Origin of the sequence: Neisseria uirgultaei, from assembly GCF_962719845.1 — a bacterium.
In the GTDB taxonomy this organism is placed as follows: Bacteria; Pseudomonadota; Gammaproteobacteria; order Burkholderiales; family Neisseriaceae; genus Neisseria; species Neisseria bergeri.
In genome coordinates, this window is sequence record NZ_CAUIYF010000018.1 from 20463 (window position 1) to 27018 (window position 6556).

General features: G+C 42.5%; 5 protein-coding genes. 2 read left to right on the forward strand and 3 right to left on the reverse strand.

Annotated features, from left to right (window positions below; genetic code table 11):
* Positions 1–27: 27 nt before the first annotated feature.
* The gene (gene iscR / locus Q9J32_RS09140) at positions 28–474 is read right to left on the reverse strand and encodes a Fe-S cluster assembly transcriptional regulator IscR (RefSeq protein WP_301673271.1); all 447 of its coding nucleotides are present in this window, start codon (positions 472–474) and stop codon (positions 28–30) included.
* On the opposite strand from iscR, the gene Q9J32_RS09145 reads away from it, so the two are divergent.
* Positions 473–703, forward strand: a complete 231-nt coding sequence (locus tag Q9J32_RS09145; protein WP_123196138.1) for a hypothetical protein — start codon at positions 473–475, stop codon at positions 701–703. The two genes, iscR and Q9J32_RS09145, sit on opposite strands and share 2 nt — an antisense overlap.
* Positions 704–823: 120 nt before the next feature.
* Positions 824–1996 (forward strand): alpha-hydroxy acid oxidase, encoded by a 1173-nt coding sequence (locus Q9J32_RS09150; protein WP_002213180.1) that lies wholly within the window; start codon positions 824–826, stop codon positions 1994–1996.
* 143 nt (positions 1997–2139) lie between these two features.
* Here the strand turns inward: Q9J32_RS09150 and Q9J32_RS09155 are convergent, their stop codons facing one another.
* Positions 2140–4917 (reverse strand): DEAD/DEAH box helicase family protein, encoded by a 2778-nt coding sequence (locus Q9J32_RS09155; RefSeq protein ID WP_301883335.1) that lies wholly within the window; start codon positions 4915–4917, stop codon positions 2140–2142.
* Positions 4907–6556 (reverse strand): site-specific DNA-methyltransferase (locus Q9J32_RS09160; protein WP_304675420.1); only part of this gene is annotated, 1650 nt, incomplete at its 5' end. The genes Q9J32_RS09160 and Q9J32_RS09155, both read right to left, overlap by 11 nt.

Genomic DNA, 6556 nt, shown 5'->3' on the forward strand with positions numbered 1-6556 from the left:
GTTTGCTCTTTCTTTTTCGGGTGTTATTTAATGGATGTGTGTAAATTGGACGACGCGGCTGCTGTCGCCGCTGTTTTTCTGTTCGATGATGCTTTGCAGGGTAACGCTGCCGAGGTAGTCGTTGATGGTTTTGTTTAAATTCTCCCAAAGGTCGTGCGTCAGGCAGGGCGCGCCGTGGTGGCAGTTGGCTTTGCTGCCGCATTGGGTCGCGTCCAGCCGGTCTTCGGCGGCGGAAATGATTTGGGCGATGTTGATTTGTGCGGGAGGGGCGGCGAGGATGTAGCCGCCGCCGGGTCCGCGCAGGCTTTCAACCAGTCCGGCGCGGCGGAGTTTGCCGAACAATTGCTCGAGATAGGAGAGGGATATGTTTTGGCGTTCGCTGATGGCACTGAGTTTGACGGCGCCGGTTTGCGCGTTCATCGCCAAATCCAGCATAGCGGTAACGGCGAAACGCCCTTTGGTGGTCAGTCTCATGGTGGTGGTTGCCCGTGTCGGCTTTTTTATAGTGGGCGGAATTGTCCAATATCTGAGTGTTTCAGTCAAGTATGGAGGAGCTGTTGCCGATTGTTTGTTTAAATGGCGGTATAGTCTGATTTTGCTTTATTTGTTTGGTTTTTTGAATCAGTTGGTTATGTTTTTTGAGGAGCGGCGGTTGGGGCGTTTTGCCGGCAAGCGGTTTCAAAACAATTTGATTTATTTTTGATATTGATATAGATTATCTAAATCTTAGTGATTTATTTGGGTATTGCCTGAAATGCCGTCTGAAAGCTCAAGCGGTTTCAGACGGCATACTCCATCAGGCTGTCAAACAGGGAAAAACAAGATGAAACGTGATTTGAGCAAAATGACCTGCATCGAAGACTTGCGCCGCGTTGCCAAGCGCAAAATGCCGCGTATGTTTTACGATTACATCGATTCGGGTTCGTGGACGGAAACGACTTATCGGGAAAATACTTCGGATTTCAAAGATATCCGCTTCCGTCAAAAAGTATTGGTCAATATGGAGGGACGCAGCCTTGAGACTAAAATGATCGGGCAGGATGTGAAAATGCCGGTGGCGATTGCGCCGACGGGTTTTACCGGCATGGCGCACGCTGACGGCGAAATCTTGGCGGCGCGGGCGGCGGAGAAGTTCGGCATTCCGTTTACGCTCTCGACCATGTCCATCTGCTCGATTGAAGACGTTGCCGAGAACACTAGCGCGCCGTTTTGGTTTCAGCTTTATGTGATGCGCGACCGCGAGTTTATGGAAAACCTGATTAAGCGCGCGAAGGATGCCAAATGTTCGGCATTGGTTTTGACCGCCGATTTGCAGGTTTTGGGTCAGCGCCACAAAGACATCAAAAACGGCCTGTCTGCGCCGCCGAAACCGACCATCGCCAATTTAATCAATCTGGCGACCAAGCCCGAATGGTGCATGAAAATGCTGAACACGGAACGCCGCACGTTCCGCAATATCGTCGGACACGCCAAAAACGTCGGCGATTTGTCCTCGCTGTCTTCATGGACTTCCGAACAATTCGACCCGCGCCTGAGCTGGGACGACGTCGCCCGCATTAAAGATTTGTGGGGCGGCAAGCTGATTATCAAAGGCATTATGGAACCTGAAGACGCGGAAAAAGCAGCGAAAAGCGGTGCGGACGCATTAGTCGTTTCCAACCACGGCGGCCGCCAGCTCGACGATACTGTGTCCGCCATCAAAGCCTTGCCCGACATCGTTAGCGCAGTCGGCAGCGACATCGAGGTTTGGATGGACAGCGGCATCCGCAGCGGTCAGGATATTTTGAAGGCGTGGGCTTTGGGCGCGAAAGGTACGATGATAGGCCGGGCGTTTCTGTATGGTTTGGGTGCGTATGGTGAAGAAGGCGTAACCCGTGCGCTGGAAATCCTGTATAAAGAAATGGATATATCTATGGCGTTTACGGGACACCGCGATATTCAAGATGTCGATGCCTCGATTTTAAGGGGTAAAGATTGGGGCAGGGAAACGGTTTAGATACTGAAAAATATGATGCCGTCTGAACACAGGGTTCGGACGGCATTAAAATTTGGCTGTATTTTAATAATGTGTTGATTAAATATCTGACAAAACGCCCTTTTGTAAAGGAAGTTTTGTCAAACGGGGTTGCCTGCAATGCACTACTCTATTTTTTCAAGCGATGCCGCACCTAAAGGGAATGACTCCGTAAATTGTCCATTTTTCTGATGATCAGTAAAAAACGGTAAACCGATCAAACGATAATGCGGTGTATCTTTTTGCAGGATTTTATCCTTCCCATATTCCACTGTGATTGCCTCTAAAAAAGCTGCTTTCCACGAATCATTTTCCACTAAATGCCCGCCTTTCGGTTCAATGAAAATTTGGTAATGCAAAAAGCCGTCCACGCTGTCGGAAGAAGATTTTTGTTTATCTTTCAGCAATAAAACAAAGTCCGGCATAAATCCTTCACCATCGGCAAAGTTATTCAATTTAAACACTTCTTCATTACGGATTAAATGAACGTCATATTGAGATTTCAAATCGCCCAAACGCGCTGAAATAAATTGAATTAACGCTTCTTCCAAACTCGTTCCAGCAAAATTATCCATCACATACCAATCATTTTGCGTGGCAATAGTCGTTTTTACATCATCTTTTTTGACCCATTTTTGTTTTGGCGTACCGAAAATTTCCCCCAATTTCTTAGGCGTAAATTCTTTTGTACCGATAAACGGTATATCACTTTCATTGAGATGTTTTTCAACTATTTCCAAGATTTTCAGGCAGCCTGCAAGTTTGTCATCCGGGCGAACCTGTTTGTCTTGCCCTAATCCTAAAAATTCAATTTGCCAGTCTTTCAACAATTTATTTTGCAATTCATCGCGATTTTGAATATTGAGTTTGCTTTGCAGGCGGTCAAAATGGAATAAAGATTGACTGTTTTTCCCTTTGATATGTAATGCTTTATTGAAAATATGCCGCTCCATTTCACTCATTTTTATGGTTTGAGTAAAATTATTTTGTGTGCCGATTTGTCGGGCTGTTTCATCATTTTCATCGGCTGTAAATTGCGTTTCCTGCAACAGTTGATTGCTGTGAACTTGGAATGAAAGCGTTTGCGGATTGGCTTGCAGACTGTATGCATTATTGCTTTTGGCGTTTGGGTTGGGGATTTTTTTATTTGCCCAAATTAACAATTCTCTAAAATCCTTATTATCGGCAAATTCAGATTTGAGTTTAAATGTTGCCAATACCTTATCATCGTCTTTTTCAGGCAAATAACCGTCTTTTCGCAACTCGTTTTTCAGTTCTGAAATATAGCGGGATTGCTCATCGTGCGTGTAATAAAACAATTCTTCCAAAATACGCAATTCGTGTTGCATATCGTTGTCAAATTTGCGTTTATTCGGCTGTTTATCTTCAAACGCAAATGGAAAATAACGCACGCCACGACCAATCAACTGCTTTTCCGATACGGTGGCGGCAGCCGTTTTGCCCGATTTTTTATTTGAACCGCCACCGTTTTGCCCTTCATACAAACGCACAATATCAAACAAATTCAGAACGTCCCAACCTTCGGTTAATCTATCCACCGTAAAAATGGCACGGATTGGATTATCAGCCGCTTCCAAATTATTCAGCAATTTTTCCGTTTCGCTGTCGGTTTTTTCAGTTTTGTTTTTGTTGGTTTCGGAGTTGGTAATAATCACATTATGTTTTTGATAATTTTGTTTCACCCAATTTGCCAAATGTGCAAACTCAAAGCCATTTTCCTGCATAAATTTTAGGGCTTGTTCGGTGCGGGTTTTGCCTTGTTCGTTGGCGTTGTCGCTATTATTCAGGCTGCCTGAAAACGTATCCAAAAACTCAAAATCATCCGCTTGCACATTTTCTGCCCAATTTAAAAATGCCAAATAATCCGCTTTTGATTCATCAATCGTCTTACTTCTAAACAACATCACAGGCTTGAAATTGGCAATGCCATATTTCAACGCAATTTGATGGCGATACCAGGCAAACAATAAAGCGTGTAATACCCGCTCTTTCTTATTCAGCGTACTAGATACCAAATTGATTTCTTTGGTATAACCCTTTTGCAAAAACTCTTTTAAGCCAAATTTTGTGATGATTTTATCCGCATATTTTTGTTGCACTTCAGCATTTTCAGGCAGCGTAGCGGTAAATTCCAACAGCACATTTTGGCCGGGATTGCCATTTTTATTGAGCAACAATTCCAAAACCATATGCTCCCAGCCTTTGCGTTCAATTTCGGCATCGCTAGTGCGGTCGTTCATTTCCTTTTCTAAATCTAATTCGCCTTGTTTTTTGCTTTTGGTTTGCGCGTTTAAATGGTGTGCTTCATCGCCCAGCATTGCAAGGTTCAAACCGTGCAAATCCGCCAATGTGGTTTGGTTTTCCCGTTCGGTGTGAATATCGTTATACAGTTTTTGAATGCTGGTAAATTTAATTTCAATGCCGTCTGAATGTGGGCTGAACGTTTCCACTTTGTGAATGGGAATTACCGTATCGCCCTGCAAAATCTTCTCGGTAAATAAAAATTTTGCGTGCGTCGGGTCAATAAAATTATTTTCCGTTTTATCCACGATATTGTTTTGATTCACAAAAAACAGAAAATGCCGATAACCCTTTTCAAAATAATACAAAATCAACGCCGCCATCATCATCGTTTTGCCGGCACCTGTTGCCATATTAAATAGCAAATGCGTTGGCTTATTTTTTAAATCAGGGAAATCGTCTAGCTCTGAAGTGCGGTCAAAAATCAAAAAGTTTTCAAGGGCGGATTTTTGCCATTCAAAAAAATCATATTTTAAGTTTTTGGACGTAAACTCAGGCATTTCAAGTAATTCAGGCTTGTATTTTTTAACCGCTTTACGTTCATTTTCAATCACTTCAAACAACGTTTTATTATTCGCCATCTTTTTTCTCCGCTTGATAGAACGCACGGCTTAATGCTTTATCGTCATCATTCAGGCAGCCTGCAAATTGTTCGTCATCCATTTCGGATAATGAAACATACATTTGATTTAAATCCAACATTTCAAGCACCATTTGTTTTTGTTCGTCTAATGGCAAAGATTGAAATTCAGGCTCTTGAATGATTTGACTAAATTCATTTATGCTGACGTTGTATTTTAAGAAATAGCGTTCGCATAAATCTTCAAACAGTGTTTTGATGCCGTCTGAATCTTCGCAAGCCAAAATTTGTTGTTTTGCGGTTTCGTTAAATGGAGCAAGCTCGGCATAGACAAACTCGCCACCACCTTGCCAATTCACGGCTTTGGAAATACCGCCTTGCTCGCCTTCAATCACTTTTTTCAAGCGTTCAACGGCAAGCGTTTCAATATAGTCCATTTGTTCAATACCGATGTATTGGCGGTTCATTTTGTGGGCAACGGCGGCGGTTGTGCCACTACCCAAGTGGTAGTCTAAGACGATGTCGGATTCGGATGTGGCAATTTGAATAAGATACTGCAATAAGCTCTCAGGTTTTGGAGTAGTAAAAACTTTGCTGCCGAACAGTTTTTTCAATTCATCTGTCGCATGTGTATTTAAGATATCCTGTATTAAGTTCTTATAGGGAGCAGAACGTTCTATCGGCTTGTTTTCGTTATCAACCAACATATAGTTTTTATAACATACACTCCATCCAGATTTTTTAGACTTTGATTTTCTAAACTCCAAAAAACCGTTTGTTATTGCCCAATCAATTTTATTTTTACTCCATTTCCATATCCAGCCATCATTGACAAATTCAGTCCTGCCATTCGGATACGTAAAAGTGCCATCTGGACATTGGATTGCAAAATTCAAACTGTCACTATACTGCAATCCCCCTCTATCTAAATTGTCGATATAATATTTACCTCTTTCCTGTTCAAACTTATCACTTAATTTGTATCTCTCTGTATCATAAGAAGACGTGTTTTTATTTAATTTAACTGTTTTAAAGTTCTTTGAGTAACATAAGACAAACTCTGTAATAGTCGCTATCTGTTTGGCATCGGACGCACCTGTCTTTTTTTCCCAAATAAAATTGCAGATGAAATTTTCATTTCCGAAAACTTCATCCATTAAAATTTTCAAATATGCCTGTTCGTTGTCGTCAATCGACACAAAAATCGAACCGTCTTCCATAAGCAGCTCTTTGGCGATTTCCAGCCGATTTTTCATAAAAGTCAGCCAAGTGGAATGATTAAATTTGTCGTTGTATTTGAAACCGTCATTGCCCGTGTTATATGGCGGATCAATATAAATCAGCTTCACTTTGCCTTTAAACTGTTTGGCAAGCGAATGCAGGGCAATCAGATTATTGCCTTTGATAATAAGATTTTCGGCGGGTGTGCCGTCTGAATGTCGTTTGATTTCGCCAACGGCTTGTTTGCCGTCTGCGGTATAGCGAGAGAATTTTGAGAATGCTTTTGCGTCAAAAAGCCTATCGATTTCATCAAAAGCAAGCGTTTGATTAAAAAAGATTTCTTGTCTTTTTCGGGTTAATTTGGTGTATAATTGGCTGGCTGGCTGGCTGGCTGGCTGGCTGGCTGGCTGGCTGGCTGG